This is a genomic window from Devosia sp. 63-57 (assembly GCF_001899045.1).
Classification (GTDB): domain Bacteria; phylum Pseudomonadota; class Alphaproteobacteria; order Rhizobiales; family Devosiaceae; genus Devosia; species Devosia equisanguinis.
Genome location: NZ_MKUY01000003.1, coordinates 673633 through 691968 on the forward strand (window position 1 = coordinate 673633; position 18336 = coordinate 691968).

Below are 18336 nucleotides of genomic sequence, written 5' to 3' on the forward strand. Positions count from 1 at the left end.
AGCACTACTGCAGGATGGCGATATCGCTGATCATACCGTCAACGCCCTCGATAGCCCCCCAGGCCTTGGCCGCGCCACTGTCGAGATCCACCGTATGCAGCACATTATCGACCACGAGATAAGCGGTATTGGTCAGGTCTTCGGTCGCCGAGATATCGAAGGCATAGCTGCTGCCACCCTCGACCCCGAGCTTGCCGATGGCCTTGAGCGTACCGTCATTGGGCGCGACCTGCTGCACCAGCGCCACGATGGTCGCATCGATGTCGAACATCTTGGTGGCTTCGGGCTTGCCGATGGAATTGGTATAGGCAGCCGCCACGATGGCGGGCGTCTCGCCTTCATGCATGTCACCAGCCTCGTAGGCCAGCGAACCATCGACGGTCACCGAGCCGTCGTCGACATTGACGCGGTGATTGGTGCCATCCGTGCCCATCAGGCGCAGGCGGTCGGCCATGGGATTGAAGTCGACAATTGCGCCTTCAAAACTCGGGAGCTTTTCCGACAGGGTGGACTTGACGGTGGCGGCACCGGTGGCGGTGTCGATGGTGACCACATCGCCGGAAAGCGTGACGCCATAGAGCATCTTGTCGGCGGGGCGAACGTCGATGCCGGCCAGACCGTCGACGCCGGTCACGTCCATGGTGCCGGAGACGGCGCGGGTTTCGGTATCAAACATCACCAGGGTCTTGCCATCGACAAGGCCGATGGCGGAGGCGGCATGGGCGGCGGTGGCAAGCGAAGCCGTGCCGGCAAGCAGGGCGGCGACAAGGGTAAAACGGGCGGTAGCAGTCATGGGTAGTCTCCTCGTTGTTGCGCCGCTCAGGGAAGATGGCGGCTTGGGGATGGCTCGGACGACTGTGCTATCGTCAATAGAGCTACGAAGAGACGCGCCCAAAGTTTCGCCTGGTATCGAACATGGTGGACACGAGACCGTGACCACAGAAAGGGCGACCCTGGGGCCGCCCTTTTACAGATTGGGTCTGAAAGTGCCGCCTAACGCAGCTTGAGGCTTGAGAGGCCGATCAGCGCCAGGACGAAGGAAATGATCCAGAACCGGATCACCACCTGGCTTTCGGTCCAGCCCAGATGCTCGAAATGGTGGTGGATCGGCGCCATGCGGAAGACACGTTTGCCGGTGAGGCGGAACGAGGCGACCTGCACGATTACCGAGACGGCTTCGAGCACGAAGAGACCGCCGATAATGGCCAGCACCAGCTCGTGCTTGGTGGCCACGGCGATGGTTCCGAGCGCACCGCCCAGGGCGAGCGAGCCGGTATCGCCCATGAAAATCTGTGCCGGCGGGGCGTTGAACCACAGGAAGCCGAGCCCGGCGCCGATCAGCGCACCGCAGACCACCGTCAGTTCGGCGGTACCGGGGACGGCATTGAGCAGCAGGTAATCGGCATAGTTCTGGCTGCCGACGAGATAGGCGATGAGACCGAAGCAGGCGGCAGCAACCATCACCGGCACGATGGCGAGCCCATCGAGCCCATCGGTGAGATTGACCGAATTGCCTGCCGCGACGACAACGAAGCCGCCGAACAGGATGTAGAAATAGCCCAGATTGAGCGCCAGATCCTTGACAAAGGGGAACAGCAGCGAGGTGCCATAGGCGCCAGCCGCCAGCTGGGAAATGGCGAAAGCCGCGATGCCGCCGATCAAGGCTTCGAGCAAGAGGCGCTGCTTGGAGCCGAAGCCCTTGTGGCTCATGCGCTTGACCTTGAGATAGTCATCGTAAAAGCCGATGGCGCCGAAGCCGATGGTGACGAACAGCACCACCCAGACATAGCCATTGCTGAGATTGGACCAGAGCAGCGTCGAGATCACCGCGCCGGAGAGGATCATCAGCCCGCCCATGGTGGGCGTGCCCTTCTTGGTCAGCAGGTGCCCCTGAGGACCATCCTCGCGGATCGGCTGGCCCCTGCCCTGCTTGAGGCGCAACAGCGCGATCATGCCGGGGCCGAAAAGAAACACGAAGAACAGTGCAGTAATCACCGCTCCGGCCGTGCGGAAGGTGATGTAGCGGAACACGTTGAAGGCGGCGAATTGCTCACCCAACTGGCCGAGAAAATAGAGCATTGCTGTCCGCTATCCTGGTTGGGTGACTTAGCTTTGCCCGAACCGCGTCGTGATTGCACTGACGAGGCGGGAAAGCCCGACACCATTTGACCCTTTGACCATAAGAGCGTCGCCATAGGCAAGGTCGTCGACAATCACGTTCACCGCTTCCGCGGCGCTCGGGAAATGTCCGGCCATTACAGCATCTGGCAACGCGGCGGCCAGCGCCGCCATGTGTGGGCCGACGAGATAAATGCGTTCTGCGCCGCTGTCACGAACGGCGTCTGCAAGGCCGGCATGCAATTGGTCGGCTTGTGGCCCGAGCTCGAGCATGTCGCCCAGCACCAACACCTTGCGCCCGCCTGCCGGCTCGATCTGGCCGAACACCGACAGCGCCGCCACGACGGCCACCGGATTGGCATTATAGCTTTCGTTGACGACCAGCAGCGGCTTATCGTCCGGCCCCAGTCGCAGGCGTTCGCCACGGCCCGGCTGGGCTGCAAGGCCGGCAAGCGCCCGCAGCGCCACCTCCGGCGCGATGCCGGCCAGATGCGCAACCGCCAGCGCCGCCGTGGCATTGGAGAGCATATGCCGCCCAGGCACGGCCAGGCCGAGCTTATAGCTTTGCTCGCCATGCAGAATGGTGGCGCTGGACGCGGATGCATCGGTCTGCGGATCGAGAATCTGCCAATCGACGCCACGGGCGAAGCCGAAGGTGACGACATTGGCAACGCCTGCCGCCGCGGCCGCATCGAGCAATAGCTGCAATTGTCCATGATCGGCATTGATGACGGCAGTGCCGCCCGGCTCCAGTCCGTCGAAAATCTCGGCCTTGGCGCGGGCAATGGCCTCGATGCTGCCAAGCCCTTCCAGATGCACCGGCGCGATCGAGGTGATGACAGCAACATGCGGCCGGACCATGCGGCTCAGCGGCCGGATTTCCTCGGGCGCATTCATGCCCATTTCGAACACGCCGAACTGCGCATTTTCCGGCATGCGCGCCAGCATCAGCGGCACGCCCCAGTGATTGTTGAAGCTCTTGATCGAGGCGTGGGTCTGGCCGGCCGCTTCGAACACTGTGCGCAGGGCTTCCTTGGTGGTGGTCTTGCCGACGCTTCCCGTCACCCCGACGATGAAGGCCCGGCTGCGGGCCCGCGCGGCGCGCCCCAGATCGCGCAAGCCATCCAGCGCATCGGCAACATGAATGCGGCCCGGGCCGGCGCTGCGCCCTTCGCTCACCAGTGCCGCCGCCGCACCATTGGCCAAAGCGGTATCGACGAAATCATGGCCATCGAAGCGGTCGCCCTTGATGGCGACGAACAGCGCATCGGGGCCCAGTTCGCGCGAGTCGATGGAGATGGAATTGATCGCCTCTGCCGCAACGCCCTCGGCCCGCCCCCTGGTGGCGTCGAGAACTGCAGCGAGGGTGAAGAGAGGTGGGGTCATTTGAACTGCCCGAGTATCACTGGCCTATTGGCTTTAGCGCCCCTCCCCCTTGGGGGGAGGGTAGCGACGCTAGGCCGAGAGGCCGTAGCAAAGCTTGGGAGGGGGTAGTTTCGTGCGTCACTGATGGACCCCCTCCCTCGATCCCTCCCCTCAAGGGGGAGGGAAGCAGAAGACACCGCGCATGCGGGGCTTCCCAAATCGCAGACCCTATTGGCGGGGCCAGAATTACCCCTTGATCGCCTCAAGCACGACCTCGTGGTCGGAGAAGTGGTGCTTGGTGCTGCCGATGATCTGGTAGGTCTCGTGGCCCTTGCCGGCGACGAGCAGGACGTCGCCCTTCTGCAGCGAGGCGATGGCCTCGACAATGGCTTGCTTGCGGTCACCGATTTCCCTTGCCCCCTTGGCACCGGCCAGGACTTCGGCGCGAATGGCGGCCGGGTCCTCGGTGCGCGGATTGTCGTCGGTGACAATCACGTCATCGGCAAGCTGGCTGGCAATTTCGCCCATTTGAGGGCGCTTGCCCTTGTCGCGATCGCCACCGCAGCCGAAAACGACGCGGAGCTTGCCCGGCGCATAGGGACGCAGCGTGGTGAGCGCGGTGCGCAGGGCTTCGGGCTTGTGCGAATAATCGACGAAAATGGCAGCGCCATTGTGCTCGGCGACCAGTTCAAGACGGCCGCGCGCGCCAACCAGTTCCGGCAGGGCGGCAAAGGCATCGGCCTTGTCGACGCCCGAGGACATGGCCAGGGCCGCCGCGATCAGCGCGTTCGACACCTGGAATTCGCCCGGGATTCTGAGGTGGAAGCTGACTTTCTCGCCGATATGGCGCACTTCGACGCGCTGGCCATAGCCTTCGGGCTGGATGGAGAGAATTTCGATATAGGCGCCTTCCCGGCCTACGGTCAGCAGCGTGGCGCTGGCCGAAAGGGCGGCGAACATGAACTGCTCGTGCTCGGGATCGTCGACATTGACGATGGCGGCGCCACCATCGACCAGGAGGTCAGTGAACAGGCGCAGCTTGGCGTTGCGGTATTCGTCCATGTCGGCGTGGTAGTCGAGATGGTCGCGGCTGAGATTGGTGAAGGCGACGGCCTCGAAATGAATGCCGTCGAGACGATGCTGGTCGAGACCGTGGCTCGAGGCCTCGAGCGCGACATGGTCGATGCCCTGCGCCTTGAGCGCGCGCATCGCCTGGTGCAGCGTACGCGAATCCGGCGTAGTCAGCGCGCCTTCGATGCGGCGCTTGGCGGTCTCGACGCCCAGCGTGCCGATGCTGGCGCCGCCGATGCCGGCATGATCCCAGATCTGGCGCACAAAGGAGGCGACGGAGGTCTTGCCATTGGTGCCGGTGACGGCGACGAGAATTTCCGGCTGCGGCTCGAACACCCGGCTGGCCGCTCGGGCATAGGCGGCGCGCACGTCCTGCACCACGATCACCGGCACGCCGGGATCACCAGGCGGCGCCATGTCGGTCACCACTGCCAGCGCGCCACGCTCGACCGCATCGGACACGAACTGGTTGCCATGCACCTTGTTGCCCGGCAGGGCGAAGAAGATATCGCCCGGCTCGATCCGCCGACTATCCGAATTCAGCCCAAAGACGGCGCCGAGCCCCTTTTTGGGCTTGGCACCGGAGCCTTCGAGCAGTTGTGTGACGCTGAGTGACACGAATGCAAATCCTTCTGGATCGATCTAGCGGAGAACGGGAGGAACAATGTCGCGGTCGAGCGCTTCGCTGAAGTCGGGCGCCACGCCCAGCATCGGCGCGGCGCGCTGGACGATACGCCCGGTCACGGCGCCGGCATTCCAGCCGGCAGTGGTGCCCGACTGAGGGTTTTCAGCCTTGGGCTCGTCGATCATGATCACCATGGCATAGCGGGGATTGTCGAGCGGGAAAGCCGAGGCGAAGAAGTTGGTGACCTTGCTCGACGAATAGCGGCCATCGACCACCTTTTCGGCGGTGCCGGTCTTGCCACCGACGCGATAGCCCTGGGCGGCGCGATTCATCTGGCTGCCCGAGCCTTCGAGCGCGTTGAGGCGCATCAGATAACGCATGGCCTCGCTGGTCGTGGGGCTGACCACACGCTCGTAAAGCGGCTCGGCCTCGGCGATGTCGCGCTTGTAGAGCGTCGGCGGAACGTAATTGCCGCCATTGGCGAAAGCGGCATAGGCGGTGACCAGATGCAGCGGCGACACCGACAGGCCGTGGCCGAACGAGGCGGTCGCCGCACCGACCTCGGACAGGTCCTTTGGCACGGAGGGGACACGCATTTCCGGCAGTTCGAACGGGACGCGCTGGTCGAACTTCATGCGCGACAGGAAGGCACGGAAATTGTCCTTGCCCATGGCCTGCATGATTTTGATCGTGCCGATATTGGACGAGTATTTGTAGACTTCCGAGAGGCTGAGAATGCGGTGCTTGCCGTGGAAGTCGTCGATGGTGAAGCGGCCGAAGCGCACGCCATAACGCGCATCGAACTGGTCGGTCAGCTTCACCGCGCCACTATCCAGCGCCCCGGCAAAGGTCACGGTCTTGAAGGTGGAGCCCGGCTCGAAGATACCGGCGGTGATGCGGTTGAACGTGTCCTTGACCAGCGCAGTCGCCGGCTCATTGGGGTTGAAATCGGGCACCGAAGCCAGGGCGATGACTTCGCCGGTATAGATATCAACCATCACGCCGGCGGCGGCGATGGCCTGGTAGCGGGTCATCGCATCGACCAACTGGTCGTGCATGATGTGCTGCACCCGCATGTCGACGCTGAGCTCGACCGGGGTCAGCGCATTGCCGCGCGCCAGCCCCAGCTCCTGCAGCAGCGCCACCGATTCGGTGTCCATGCGCCGCTCGATGCCGGCAATGCCCTGATTGTCGACATTGGTCGAACCCAGAATATGGGCGGCCTCGTTCATGCCGGGATAGAAGCGCTTGGATTCGGTGATGAAGTCGATGCCGGGAATGCCCAGCCGCATCACCTGTTCCTGGATCGAGGGCGTCAGCTCGCGCTGCACCCACACGAAGCCCTTGTCGCCGGTGAGGCGATTGCGCAGCCATTTTTCGTCCAGATTCGGCAGGACGGTGCGCAGCTTCTGCACCGCCTCCTCCACGTCGATGATGCGGCGCGGCTCGGCATAGAGCGAGGGCACGCGGATATCGACGGCCATTTCCAGCCCATTGCGGTCGAGAATCGGCGGGCGGCTGGCCTGGATGGCGTCGCGCGTCTGCCCTTCGATGGTTTGGTCGGGTACCACCATGCCAAGCTGAACGAGGCGGGCACCGACCAGGCCGAAGCCGATGACCAGCGCCAGGATCATCCAGCGAATGCGGGCCTGGGTGAGATTGCCACGCTGCTTGCGCGCGCCGTCGAGGGCGATGGTGGCAGCGAAGTGATCGGCAATGGCCATTATTCGATCCCTTCCAGTTCAAGGATGGCATCGATGGGGTCGATGCCGGCAGCGATGGATTCGAACAGCGCATCCATAGCGGCGCTGTTCGGCTTGGCCGGACGCATGGGCAGGGCTGCAAACGAACCGAACTGCTCCTGCTTGACCGGGCCAATCGCCAGCTCCGCCTCATGTCGCCGCACGATCGGCTCCACATGGCCGGGCTGGTTCAACACCGCCCAGTCGGCCTGCAGCAGCGACAACTGGCCTTCCTGCTCATGGATGAAGGACTGCATCGCCGTGCGCTCCGCCGCAGTGCCCTCGATGGAGAACTTGAGCGCATAGACGCCCGCCAGCATGGCGATGCTGGCAAAGATCAGGAAGATGTTAAGGCTGCGGATCATGCGGCGCCTCCCACCTGCGGCACGCTGAGCCCGTCGAGCCGGACGGGGCGCGCCGCCTCACTGGTGCGGATGGCAGAGCGCAGCACAGCGGAACGCGCACGGGGGTTTTGGGCCAGCTCGGCCTCGCCCGATTTCACGGCCTTTGCGACAGGATGCCAGCGGCGCGCCTCGGCGGCCATCTGCGGCAGATGCCGGGACGCCGTCGGCCCGCCCTTGTCGGGATCGAAGAAGCGTTTGACGATGCGGTCTTCGAGCGAATGGAAGCTGACCACAGCCAGTCGGCCACCCTCGGACAAGAGACGCTCTGCCGCGAACAGGCCTTCGACCAGTTGGTCGAATTCGCCATTCACCGCAATGCGCAACGCCTGGAACGAGCGGGTCGCCGGATGAGCATCCCCCGGTTTGCGGCCAATGGCCTTCTCGATGATTCGCGCCAGCTCCAGGGTCGTGGCGATCGGCGCCTCATTGCGCGCAGCGACAATGAACTGGGCGATGCGCCGCGACTTGCGCTCTTCCCCAAAGGCATAGAGCAGATTGGCCAGGTCGTCCTGTTCGAGCTCGTTGACAAGATCGGCGGCGCTGGGCCCGGAGCGGCTCATGCGCATGTCGAGCGGGCCGTCGCGCATGAAAGAAAAGCCGCGTTCGGCCTGGTCGAGCTGCATGGAGGACACGCCAATATCGAGCACTACCGCGTCAATGGCGCCAAACGGCTGGGCCAGCTGGTCCAGTTCGGAAAACGTGCCGGCAACAAAAGAAAAGCGTTGCGGGAAATCGGCGGTAAGCGCCTCGACATGCGGCGCCACGGTCGGGTCGCGATCAATGCCGATTACCGACGCGCCCGCCTCGAGCAAGGCGCGCGAATAGCCGCCCGCGCCGAATGTGCCATCGACCACCGTGCAACCGACCAGAGGCCCCAGCGCCGCCACTACTTCGTCCAAGAGGACGGGCCGGTGCGGGCCAGCAGCCGCATCGCTATCGGGCATGGAACGCTTGCCCATATCGGCCATAACTCCACTGCCGGTCACCGACCGGATACATTAACTTTGCCCAAGTTTGCATAGCGACGCTTAAGATTCTGTTTCCCATGGCGCGCTGCGGCGGAGCGTCGCCACGGAACGAAAAGTGACCAGACTTAATCTATGCATATTGTGCTGGGCGCTGGTTCGGGTGATGAAGGCACCAGTGTTGAGGAAAAGCGTCCAATGCCTATAACCAGCAAGACCTTTGTCAGGTCCACCGCGCTGCTGCTGCTCGTCGGTCTCCTGGCACTGCTGGGTATCGTGGGCACCAATGTCTGGCTGGTCGAGCGTTCGCAGGTTTATTTCGATGAAGTGCTCGAGGGCCGTGTGGCCCGCCGCGCTGCCGTCGATCTGCGCACCACCCTGCAGGATGCGGAGACCGGACAGCGCGGCTATATCATCACCCAGGAAGAAAAATACCTCGAGCCCTACGAGCAGGCGCTTCCCAAGATCGAGGCCGAACTGGCCGAATTGCGCGACGTTCTGGCGCCCTACCCCGAGGCCGCAGCGCCGCTCGACAAGCTTGAAGCCGATATCCGGTTCAAGCTCAATGAGCTTGCCGAGACCGTGGACCTCGTGCGGCAAGGCAATGTGGATGCGGCGATCGAGCAGGTGCGCACCGATGCTGGCAAGGCCGCGATGGACTCCTCGCGACAATTCCTGGAGGCACTGCTGCAGGCGGTGGACAACCGCCTCGCAGAAGGCGTGACCAACCAGCGCAACACCACCTCCGCTCTGCGATGGGTATCCATCATCGGCGGGCTGTTCATTCTGATCGTCGTCGCCGGCGCCATCTGGACCGTGCTCTCTTACATGCAGGAACTGGCCCAGGCCCGCCGCGCCATCGAAGAAGCCAATGCCAGCCTCGAGGAACGGGTGCGCGAACGCACTTCGGACCTGGGCAAAGCCAATGAGGAAATCCAGCGCTTCGCCTATATCGTGACCCACGATCTGCGCGCCCCGCTCGTCAATGTCATGGGCTTTACCAGCGAGCTCGAGACCAGCGTCGCCACCTTGCGCGACTACATGGCCTCGCATCCCCCCGAAGCCACGCCCGCCTATGAAGAGGCCAGGCTCGCCGCCACCGAAGACCTGCCCGAGGCGGTGACCTTCATCCGCGCGGCGACGCGCAAGATGGACGGTCTCATCAATGCCATTCTCAAGATTTCGCGCGAGGGCCGCCGCCAGCTCAAGCCCGAGACGTTGGACCTGGCAGAAGTGATCGAGGCCACGGCAGCGGCGGTACACCACCAAGTGGCGGACAAGGACGGGCGCATCAATACCGACGTGCGGGTGGCCAAACTGGTCACCGACAAACTCTCGCTCGAGCAGGTGCTGGGTAATCTGCTCGACAACGCCATCAAATACCAGCAACCCGAGCGGCCGCTGGTGGTCGAGATTCGCGCGCGTCACCTGCCCGGCAACCGGGTGGCTATCGAAGTCCAGGACAATGGCCGCGGCATCGCCGATACCGACCATGAACGCGTCTTCGAGCTGTTCCGCCGCTCCGGCTCGCAGAACCAGCCTGGCGAAGGCATCGGCCTTGCCCATGTGCGCACCATGGTGCGTAGCCTGGGTGGGGATATCACGCTCAGCTCCAAGCTGGGCGAAGGCACCACTTTCATCATCAACCTGCCGCGCGACGTGCGCAGCTATCTGGGGAATACAGGGCAATGAACGACGCACGTCCCGTCACCATCATCATGATCGAAGACGATGAAGGCCACGCCCGCCTCATCGAGAAGAACATTCGCCGCGCCGGCGTCGCCAATGAAATCGTGCCCTTTGCCAATGGCACCGATGCCCTGGCCTACTTGCTGGGCCCCGATGGAACGGGCCTCGTCAACAAGGGGCGACAATTACTGGTCTTGCTCGACCTCAACCTGCCCGATATGACCGGTATCGACATCCTGGAGAAGGTGAAGAACAACGAGCACACCAAACGCTCCCCCGTGGTCGTGCTCACCACCACCGATGACCAGCGCGAAATCCAGCGCTGCTATGACCTGGGCGCCAACGTCTACATCACCAAGCCGGTCGACTATGACGGGTTTGCCCACGCCATCAAGCAGCTCGGGTTATTCTTCTCGGTCATGCAAATCCCTGAGTCCAACTGAACCATTATGCCCCACCGCACCCCGCAAGTTCTTTATATCGATGACGATCCGGGCCTGGCTCGCCTCGTCCAGAAGGCCATGGTGCGGCGCGGCTATCAGTTCATGCATGCCTCGACGGCCGATGAGGGGCTGGCCGCCATCCGCTCAGGCCTGGTCGACGTAGTCGCCCTCGATCACTATCTGCCCACCGGAACCGGGCTCGACGTGCTGGCCGGTATGGCCGACATGGAAGACCGCCCGGCGGTGGTCTACGTGACCGGATCGGAAGAAACCGCAATCGCGGTGGCGGCGCTGAAATCGGGGGCCACCGACTTCGTGCCAAAGACGCTGGCAGAGGAATTCCTCGAGCTGCTATCCGCCGCAATCGACCACGCCATGGACCGCGTACGGCTGAACCGTGCCAAGGCCAATGCCGAGCGCGAAGTGCGCGAAGCGCGCGAACGCGCAGAAATGCTCCTGGGCGAGGTCAATCACCGCGTCGCCAATTCGCTGGCCATGGTGGCGGCCCTGGTGGGCCTGCAGGCCAATGCCCTCGATGACCCCGAGGCCAAGCGCGCACTTGCCGAGACCCAGGCCCGCATCCAGGCGATCGCCGGCGTACATCGACATCTTTACACCTCCGAGGACGTGCGCTTTGTGCAGGTCGCCGACTATCTCGGCAGCCTGATGGGCGAGATCGAAACCTCGATGCAGGCCGAAGGCCGCACGGCCAGCATTCACCTCGCCGTCGAGAGCTTCCCGCTGCCCACCGAAAAAGTGGCATCGCTGGGCGTGATCGTCACCGAACTGGTCACCAACGCGCTCAAATACGCCTATTCCGGCCGCGAGCCGGGTGAGGTGCGGGTGCGCATGGAGCGGCAGGAAGCGCAGATTCACCTGCTGGTCGAGGATGACGGCATCGGCTGGTCAGGCACCGGCAAGCCGCAGGGCACCGGCCTTGGCAGCCGCATCGTGCGCGCAATGGCCCACAGCCTGGGCGCCAATGTCTCCTACGGACAGGGTCCCGGCACAAAGGTATCGGTGATTTTCGAGGCTTAGCCCAATCGCGGGATGAAGAAGCCCACCCGCCCGCGATAGGCGGCATAATCCGCACCCAGCGGCGACTGGGCAAACTTGCGCTCCTCAACCTGCGCGGCGCGCACATAGAGCACCAGCATGATCGCGATATTGATGAGCGCCCAGGCCGACCAGGTCGAGAGCGCCCAGCCCATCCAGAACAGGCAATAGGACACATAGAAGGGGTGTCGCACATAGCGATAGGGCCCCTCGTTGAGCAGCGTGTGGGGGTGGGCATCGTCGAAGACGAATCGCAGTCGGGCGGCACGGGAGGCGCGAATGGTGACCGCAAAAAGCGCCGCGCCTGCGAGCATCACCACCAGCCCGGCCAGAGCAGCCAGCGGCGGCTGGCTCTGGAACCAGGTCAGATAGAAGTAGACCACAGCGGTGATCACCACCATGGCAGCGATGGCGCGGGCGCCCGGCCCCATGACTTCGGAAAAGAAGTGCGCCTTGACCGACCAAGCATAGGCGACCAGCACACCAATTGCGACGAGGCTGATCAGCCCATCCAGCAGCATTTCCATTTTCCTGCGCCCCCGCCACCGTCTAACTCACGGCATATGAAACATATCTTAACCAGTTCTGGAAACCCGGCTTACAACTCTATGTGGAAACCTGGGGACACTCTTGGAGTGTGCCCCCGTGCCCGTCAGTCAGACAAACATCGCCCTGCCCCAGACCCAACTAGCCGCCTATGAGAGCGCGGGCAGCGGTTTTCCCATCCTCATGCTGCACGGCGCCGGTGCCAATGCCGGGGTTTTCTCCAAGCAATTGGACGGTCCGCTCGGCGATACACACAGGGTGATTGCACTGGACCTGCCCGGCCACGGTGCGTCTTCGCCGGCACGCACGCCGCAGGTCGACTATACCGTCACCGGCCTTGCCGATATCGTGGCGGCGGCAATGGACCGGCTTTCCCTGTCGCGCGCGATCGTCATGGGATGGTCGCTGGGCGGCCAGGTGACCATGGAAATGATGCAGCGCCATTCCGGGCGTATCGCCGGCGCCATGGTCAGCGGCGCTTCGCCGGTCGGGCATAACCCGCTGAGCCTGCTCTGGGCCTTCCAGACGCGCTGGGACATGCTGCTCGCGGTCAAGCCCGAGTTTACCCATTACGATGCCGAGCGCTTTGCCCGTCTCTGCTATGGCGACGAGATCAGCGAAGAACAGATCGACATGATCCTGCGTTCCGATGGCCGCATGCGCGCCCATTTCGGTTCCAGCCTGTTGCGTCGGGAAAGCGCCGATGAGCGGCAGGTGATCGAGACTTCCCCCATTCCGCTGGCCATGGTGAACGGAGAGAGTGATCCGCTGGTGCGTCGCAGCTATGTCGAGGGCCTCGCCTATGCCAATCTCTGGGACGGCAAGTGCCATGTCGTCGATGGCGCGGCGCATGTCCCCTTCATGACCCATCCCAACATCTTCAACGCCCTGCTCTACCGTTTTGCCGCCGATGTGGTGACCGAGGAACGTCGTCGCGACCAGCGCGTCGCCGCCGAGGTCATTCCGGTTCCGGCCCCGGCGCGCATCGACGCCGCGTGATTCAGCGAACAAACGGGGTGCGGCCGCCGCACCCTATTTGCGCTCGTGCAGACGCACCCAGATGCCGCCCGTCGGACGTATGGTGATTGATGGCAGGAGCTTGTAGGGCCGCTCGGTCAGCCGTTCGACGTCGAAACGCTTGGCGATGGTGGCGAGGAACAGCATCGCCTCCATCATCGCAAAGCGATTGCCGATGCAGATGCGCGGCCCCCCGCCAAAGGGGTAATAGGCAAAGCGCGGCAGCTTGCGGCGGAAGTCGCCGGCCCAGCGTTCCGGCCGGAAGCTGGTAGGATCGTCGAAATAGCGTGGGTCGCGATGGGTGACCCAGGAGCTGATGATCACCCCGGTTCCCTTGCGGATCAGGTAATCGCCAATCTCGACATCTTCGCGCGCTTCGCGCCCCACAGCCCAGGCCGGCGGCAGCACGCGCATGGTTTCGATAACAGCCCATTCGGTCAGCGGCAGCTTGGGCAGGTCCTCATAGGTCACCGGCCGGTCGCCCGTTACCGCGCGCACTTCGGCAGCCATGCGGTCCTGGTAGTCCCGGTTCTGCCCCAGCAGGTCGAAGCCGAAGGACATGGAGAGCGCCGTGGTCTCGTAGCCGGCCAAGAGCATGGTCAGCACCTGGTCGCGCAACTGCTTGTCGCTGAGCGGCTTGCCGTCCTCGTCCCGCACCGCCATTAGCGAGGCCAGGAACCCGGCCGGCTCGATCTTGCCGGAGCGGAACTCGTCGATGACGCGATAGACCAGCCGGTCGAGATAGGCCACGCCCTTCAAATAGCGGATATGGCCGGGCAGCGGAACCGCATCGGGAATGACGAAAGGCCGTGAGAAACGCGCGGCGATTTCATCGATCAGCCAATAGGCAGCCTTTTCGAGATCCTCAATATCCTGCTCGACATCGGCATTGAGCAGCGTCTTGGCCGAGATCTTCAGCCCCAGCGCCAGGATTTCCCGGTGCATGTCGAATTCCTGGCCATCCTTCCAGCTGCCCACCAGCTGATCGACCAGTTGCACCATATGCGGCGCATAGGCTTCGAGTTCCTGGCTGCGGAAGGCCGGAGAGGAATGCTTGCGCTGCTTGCGCCATTCGCCGTCCTCGGCCGTGAACAGGCCGCCGCCCATGATGGCGTCGAGCTGGCGCCAGAAGAAGTGGTTCTTGACGAACTTGTCTGCCTTTTCGACCAGCACCTCTTCGATCAGGTCGGAATTGTTGATCAACACCGCTTCGGCGGTCGCCAGCTTGATCAGCGACACATCGCCATGCTCGCGGGCGCAGCGCTCGAAAAAGCCCAGCATGTCCTTGCGGATATCGAGCAGATGCCCCAGCACCGGAACACTGGGAAGGCCGGTGGGTGACAGTCGCAACCCTTGAGGCTGCGTCAGCATTTCAGCGCTCGACACGGCAAGACCTCCACACCAGTTCCTGCATGATTAACGCAGTTTTAACCATGAAGGACTGTTGACGCCAGTGCCACCTGCCGCCATCCACTCGATAATCGCGCTATGGTAAATCGCGTCGCGCAAAAGAAAACGGCCGGGGCGAACCCGGCCGTCTCGAACCCTATCAGGCGCCGGCGCGGGCCGACTGTCGCCGATCGTGGCGGAACTCGCCGGGATCGAAGGCGCGGTCACCCTTGGCGTCACGTACCCGCGTCGGCAGGCCCAGAGTCTCGAGCAAGGCGATGAACGGCACCGGCGGCAGTTCCTCGACATTGGCCATGTGGTGGCAATCCCATTCGCCGCGCGCGATCAGCATGGCTGCGGCGATGGCGGGCACGCCGGCGGTATAGGAAATCGCCTGGCTATTGGTCTCGGCAAAGGCCTCCTCGTGGTCGCTGATATTGTAGACCAGGAGTTCGGTTTCGACGCCGTCACGCACGCCCTTCACCAGATCGCCGATAAAGGTCTTGCCCTTGTAGTTGGGCGCCAGCGACATCGGGTCGGGCAGCACGGCCTTGACCACCTTGAGCGGCACCACTTCCAGCCCTTCGGCCGTGACCACAGGCTTTTCCGACAACAGGCCGAGATTGTTCAGCACCGTGAAGACGTTGATATAGTGCTCGCCAAATCCCATCCAGAAACGGATGTCTGGCACGTCGAGATTGGCCGAGAGAGAATGCACCTCATCATGACCGGTAAGGTAGGTGGTCTGCGAACCGACCATCGGCAGCTCGTCGGTGCGCTTGACCTCGAACATCTTGTTGGCGGTCCACTGGCTTTCCTGCCAGCTCCACACCGTGCCGGTGAATTCCCGGAAATTGATCTCGGGGTCGAAATTGGTCGCGAAATAGCGGCCATGGCTACCGGCATTGACATCGATGATATCGATGGAGTCCACGCGGTCGAAATAGGCATTGGCGGCCAGCGCCGCATAGGCATTGACCACGCCGGGATCGAAGCCGGCGCCGAGCACGGCGGTAACGCCCTTGCGCTCGCATTCCTCGCGATGGGTCCACTCATAATTGCCATACCAGGGCGGCGTCTCGCACACCTTGGTGGGGTCTTCGTGGATGGCCGTGTCGATATAGGCAACGCCCATGTCGATACAGGCGCGTAACACGCTCATATTGAGGAAGGACGAGCCGGCATTGAGCACGATCTGGCTCTTGGTCTGCCCGATCAGGGCCTTTGTCGCCTCGACATCCATGGCGTCGAGCCTGTGGGCGGCCAATATGCCCGGGCGCTTCAGCGCCTTCTTGTCGAGTATGCTGCCAATAATGGTCTCGCATTTCGACAGGGTGCGGGAGGCAATGTGAATGTCTCCGAGCACGTCATTGTGCATTGCTGCCTTAAAGGCAGCTACCTGCGCGACACCTCCGGCGCCGATGATCAGAACGTTCTTTTTCAATTGGCACGAAACACCTTTTCAAGGGGTAACGGGATCAGCCTGTCCTTATGACAGGCTGGCGACATAGTCGGCATAATCGAACGATCTGACAAGTTCGACGTCGCCGTTCTTCCTGCGGATGGCAATGGCGGGCATGTTGACGCCGTTGAACCAGTTCTTCTTGACCATGGTGTATCCCCCGGCATTGAGCAGGGAGATACGGTCGCCGACCTTGAGCGCTTCCGGAAAATCGAACTCTCCGAACACGTCGCCGGCAAGGCAGGATTTGCCGGCAATCACATAACGATGCGGACCCGCATCTGGCTCCACATGAGCCGTCTCACGATAGACGAGCAGATCCAGCATATGGGCTTCGACCGCGGAATCGACAATGGCGATCTGCTTTTCATTATCGACGATATCGAGCACCGACACTTCCAGCGTCGTCGTCTGCGTGACCACGGCATCGCCGGGCTCGAGATAGACCTGCAGCCGATAGCGCTCGGCAAAGGCCTTGAGCCGGGCGGCGAGCGCCTCGAGCGCATAACCCTCGCCGGTAAAATGCAGCCCGCCGCCGAAGCTGACCCAATCCAGCCGTTCGAAGAAATGACCCAGCTTGGCTTCGAACTGGTCGAGTAGCGCCGAAAAGGACTCAAAGGAGTCGTTCTCGCAATTGCAGTGGATCATGAAGCCCGAGGCCCGATCCATGACGCTTTCGATGCGCTGGGGATCGCGTTCGCCCAGCCGGCTGAACGGGCGGGCGGGATCGGCAAGGTCGAAATGGGAATGGCTGATGCCCGGATTGACGCGGATGCCGATCGGCAGGTGCGCGGCCTTGGCGGCGTAGCGCTCGAACTGGCTGATCGAATTGAAGATGACCTTGTCCGCATTGGCAATTGCCTCGTCGATCTCGTCATCGGACCAGGCGACCGAATAGGCGTGCGTCTCTCCGCCGAACTTCTCCCGGCCGAGCTTGACCTCATTGAGCGAGGAGGACGTGGAGCCATCCATGTGCGGAGCGATCTGGGCGAAGGTCGACCAGGTGGCGAAAGCCTTGAGCGCAAACACGCATTTGGCCCCCGACAAAGCCCGCAATCGGTCCACCTTGGCCAGATTCCGGTCCAGGGCGTTTTCGTCGATGAGATAATGAGGGGTAGCCAGGGGCATCGCGCCGAGAACTCCAACAAGCGTGTGCCCGCCGGTCGATGCGGCGGAGGGGCCATCGTTTAGCGGCGATGGAGGCAGGGAGTCAACGCCAGTTGACCTATAAGCCGGGTTCTGTAGGGCCGCGTTGCCGCGACGTGGTGACCATTCATCTATGGCGGCCATTGCTGGACGCGCTCGTGCAACCAACCCGGATGACATGGCCTCGAAACAGGCTGAAGCCGAGGCTTCGCGTCATCCCTATTTGGTCTTGCTCCCGGTGGGGTTTACCGTGCGATCCCTGTCACCAGGCACCCGGTGCGCTCTTACCGCACCCTTTCACCCTTACCCCGGCGGACCGGGGCGGTTTGCTTTCTGTGGCACTTTCCCTGGGGTCGCCCCCGGCGGCTGTTAGCCGTCACCGTGTTTCGATGGAGCCCGGACTTTCCTCCAGCATGGGGTTACCCCCATGCCAGCGGTCACCCGGTCAACTGGCGCGCCGATCTAGGGGGCGAGGCCCCACCCCGTCAAGTGAGCAAAGGCTGCGGGCGCGGCTTGGTGATGGCCTGATAGGCCAGGTTGATCGCGGACATACGGGCGGTAGCGACATCGATCAGATCCTCGGGCACACCCTTGGCAATCAGCCGGTCCGGATGGTGCTCGGCCACCAAAAGCCGATAGACCCGGCGGACTTCCTCGGGCGGGGCATCATGGGACAGCCCCAGCACCAGATAGGGATCGACGCCCTCTTCCAGCATCACGTGCTGGGAAGCGATCTGCTCGAAGCGCACCTCATCGAAGCCGAAAATCTGGCTGACATTGCGCAGGTAGTCGAGCTCTGATTCGTGCACCATGCCGTCGGCGGTGGCGATGAAGAAGAGGCCGTCGAGCACGTGCTCAAGGGTTTCGGGCGTGTCGGCGAAGAAGCGCGCCACCTTGCGGGCATAGGATTCGTAGCCGGCGATGTCCTGCTTGGCGAGGTTGAAGAGGCGCTCGACCTGCGGCTCCTGCCCCTTGGCGATTTCGACCGTGGCGTTGAAGGCGCGCACTTCCGAGGCGGTGACCACGCCATCGGCAACAGCCATCTTGGCGGAAAGCGCGATCAGCGCCAGGGTGAACGCAGCATCGCGCCCACCGGGCATCCAGGTATCCGGATCGAGGATATTGGCGATGTGGCCGGCCATGCCGGTGCGCTGGCTGAACGAGCCAAAAAAGCTGGCAAGCCGTTGCCACACATCACAATTTTCATCGGCCTTGCGTACACATAACAGCATTGCCGGGCCCTTTCCAAACCGCTGGACGGACGAACCGTCCTGGTGGCGAGTTTACGCCTTCGGTCC

General features: G+C 63.0%; 16 protein-coding genes and 1 other RNA gene. 4 read left to right on the plus strand and 13 right to left on the minus strand.

Translation table 11 applies throughout. The features are described from left to right. Positions 1 to 4 precede the first annotated feature (4 nt). The 7 genes from BGO80_RS03420 to rsmH form a co-directional block, all read right to left on the minus strand. Entirely contained in the window at positions 5 to 793 is a 789-nt protein-coding gene (locus tag BGO80_RS03420) for a DUF4394 domain-containing protein (protein WP_126150944.1), read from the minus strand. A 200-nt stretch (positions 794 to 993) separates the two neighbouring features. Further along, the gene (gene mraY / locus BGO80_RS03425; RefSeq protein WP_126150943.1) at positions 994 to 2079 is read right to left on the minus strand and encodes a phospho-N-acetylmuramoyl-pentapeptide-transferase; all 1086 of its coding nucleotides are present in this window, start codon (positions 2077 to 2079) and stop codon (positions 994 to 996) included. Between the two features lie 27 nt (positions 2080 to 2106). Continuing rightward, positions 2107 to 3504: a UDP-N-acetylmuramoyl-tripeptide--D-alanyl-D-alanine ligase gene (locus BGO80_RS03430; RefSeq protein ID WP_286719104.1), complete on the minus strand. Its 1398-nt coding sequence runs from the start codon at positions 3502 to 3504 to the stop codon at positions 2107 to 2109. A gap of 225 nt (positions 3505 to 3729) precedes the next feature. After that, complete coding sequence (locus tag BGO80_RS03435) at positions 3730 to 5172, minus strand: UDP-N-acetylmuramoyl-L-alanyl-D-glutamate--2,6-diaminopimelate ligase (RefSeq protein ID WP_223214211.1); 1443 nt, start codon at positions 5170 to 5172, stop codon at positions 3730 to 3732. Between the two features lie 24 nt (positions 5173 to 5196). Next, positions 5197 to 6903 (minus strand): peptidoglycan D,D-transpeptidase FtsI family protein, encoded by a 1707-nt coding sequence (locus BGO80_RS03440; RefSeq protein WP_126150941.1) that lies wholly within the window; start codon positions 6901 to 6903, stop codon positions 5197 to 5199. After that, complete coding sequence (ftsL, locus tag BGO80_RS03445; RefSeq protein WP_126150940.1) at positions 6903 to 7286, minus strand: cell division protein FtsL; 384 nt, start codon at positions 7284 to 7286, stop codon at positions 6903 to 6905. The genes BGO80_RS03440 and ftsL overlap by 1 nt, the downstream gene beginning before the upstream one ends. Continuing rightward, positions 7283 to 8284, minus strand: a complete 1002-nt coding sequence (rsmH, locus tag BGO80_RS03450) for a 16S rRNA (cytosine(1402)-N(4))-methyltransferase RsmH (protein WP_286719108.1) — start codon at positions 8282 to 8284, stop codon at positions 7283 to 7285. Before rsmH ends, ftsL begins: the two co-directional genes overlap by 4 nt. A 204-nt stretch (positions 8285 to 8488) precedes the next feature. On the opposite strand from rsmH, the gene BGO80_RS03455 reads away from it, so the two are divergent. From BGO80_RS03455 to BGO80_RS03465, 3 genes are read left to right on the plus strand one after another with little or no spacing between them, the layout of a single operon-like run. Beyond that, positions 8489 to 9982 (plus strand): sensor histidine kinase, encoded by a 1494-nt coding sequence (locus tag BGO80_RS03455; protein WP_286719110.1) that lies wholly within the window; start codon positions 8489 to 8491, stop codon positions 9980 to 9982. Then, a complete protein-coding gene (locus BGO80_RS03460) occupies positions 9979 to 10422 on the plus strand; it encodes a response regulator (RefSeq protein WP_126150939.1) in 444 nt (147 codons plus the stop codon). Before BGO80_RS03455 ends, BGO80_RS03460 begins: the two co-directional genes overlap by 4 nt. A 6-nt stretch (positions 10423 to 10428) precedes the next feature. Continuing rightward, positions 10429 to 11460 carry a histidine kinase dimerization/phosphoacceptor domain -containing protein gene (locus tag BGO80_RS03465; RefSeq protein WP_286719113.1) on the plus strand — a complete coding sequence of 344 codons (1032 nt, stop codon included), beginning with the start codon at positions 10429 to 10431 and terminating at the stop codon, positions 11458 to 11460. On the opposite strand, the gene BGO80_RS03470 is transcribed toward BGO80_RS03465, so the two are convergent. After that, positions 11457 to 12005 (minus strand): methyltransferase family protein, encoded by a 549-nt coding sequence (locus tag BGO80_RS03470; protein WP_126150937.1) that lies wholly within the window; start codon positions 12003 to 12005, stop codon positions 11457 to 11459. The genes BGO80_RS03465 and BGO80_RS03470 overlap by 4 nt on opposite strands. A 118-nt stretch (positions 12006 to 12123) precedes the next feature. Between BGO80_RS03470 and BGO80_RS03475 the strand changes: the two genes are divergently transcribed. Continuing rightward, the gene (locus BGO80_RS03475; protein ID WP_286719116.1) at positions 12124 to 13023 is read left to right on the plus strand and encodes an alpha/beta fold hydrolase; all 900 of its coding nucleotides are present in this window, start codon (positions 12124 to 12126) and stop codon (positions 13021 to 13023) included. Positions 13024 to 13056: 33 nt separating this feature from the next. On the opposite strand, the gene BGO80_RS03480 is transcribed toward BGO80_RS03475, so the two are convergent. The 5 genes from BGO80_RS03480 to BGO80_RS03500 form a co-directional block, all read right to left on the minus strand. Then, on the minus strand, positions 13057 to 14427 hold the full coding sequence (locus tag BGO80_RS03480; protein WP_286719118.1) for a cytochrome P450: 1371 nt from the start codon (positions 14425 to 14427) through the stop codon (positions 13057 to 13059). A gap of 163 nt (positions 14428 to 14590) precedes the next feature. Next, positions 14591 to 15874, minus strand: coding sequence for a saccharopine dehydrogenase family protein (locus tag BGO80_RS03485; RefSeq protein ID WP_286719119.1), 1284 nt, complete (start codon positions 15872 to 15874; stop codon positions 14591 to 14593). A 45-nt stretch (positions 15875 to 15919) separates the two neighbouring features. Then, positions 15920 to 17020, minus strand: coding sequence for a carboxynorspermidine decarboxylase (locus tag BGO80_RS03490; RefSeq protein ID WP_286719120.1), 1101 nt, complete (start codon positions 17018 to 17020; stop codon positions 15920 to 15922). 84 nt (positions 17021 to 17104) lie between these two features. After that, an RNA gene (gene rnpB, locus BGO80_RS03495) (RNase P RNA component class A) lies at positions 17105 to 17491 on the minus strand. Positions 17492 to 17523: 32 nt separating this feature from the next. After that, entirely contained in the window at positions 17524 to 18270 is a 747-nt protein-coding gene (locus BGO80_RS03500) for a J domain-containing protein (protein ID WP_286719122.1), read from the minus strand. Positions 18271 to 18336: the final 66 nt, after the last annotated feature.